The following is a 425-nucleotide window of genomic DNA, read 5'->3' as shown; positions in this document are numbered from 1 at the left end:
AGGTGTGGCATTGCATAAGCGAGGAACTGAGCTCGCATTTCACGCTGCATCTTGTCGACTTACCGGGATTTGGCCGCAGCCAGGGTTTCGGCGCGATGTCGCTGGAAGAGATGGCTGAGCGAGTATTAAAACAGGCACCGGAGAAAGCCATTTGGCTCGGCTGGAGTCTGGGCGGGCTGGTCGCGAGTCAGGTAGCCTTGACGCATCCTGAGCGTGTTCAGGCGCTGGTGACCGTCGCGTCTTCCCCTTGCTTTAGCGCGCGGGATGAGTGGCCGGGTATTAAGCCAGAGGTGCTGGCAGGCTTCCAGCAGCAGCTGAGCGAAGATTTCCAGCGTACAGTGGAGCGTTTTCTGGCATTGCAAACGATGGGCACGGAAACCGCGCGTCAGGATGCGCGAGCGCTGAAGAAAACGGTGTTGGCATTA

Annotated in this window: 1 protein-coding gene; it reads left to right on the top strand. The window is 58.6% G+C overall.

The genetic code is table 11. The annotated features are described in order from the left end of the window. Positions 1-425: pimeloyl-ACP methyl ester esterase BioH (gene bioH, locus FDX22_RS15965; RefSeq protein ID WP_146717445.1), on the top strand; the 425-nt coding region annotated here is incomplete at both ends.

It is taken from the genome of Citrobacter sp. TBCS-14 (assembly GCF_005280805.1).
GTDB classification, from domain to species: domain Bacteria; phylum Pseudomonadota; class Gammaproteobacteria; order Enterobacterales; family Enterobacteriaceae; genus Citrobacter; species Citrobacter gillenii.
Note: the sequence above shows the minus strand (reverse complement) of the source record. Positions and strands in the feature narration are given on the sequence as shown.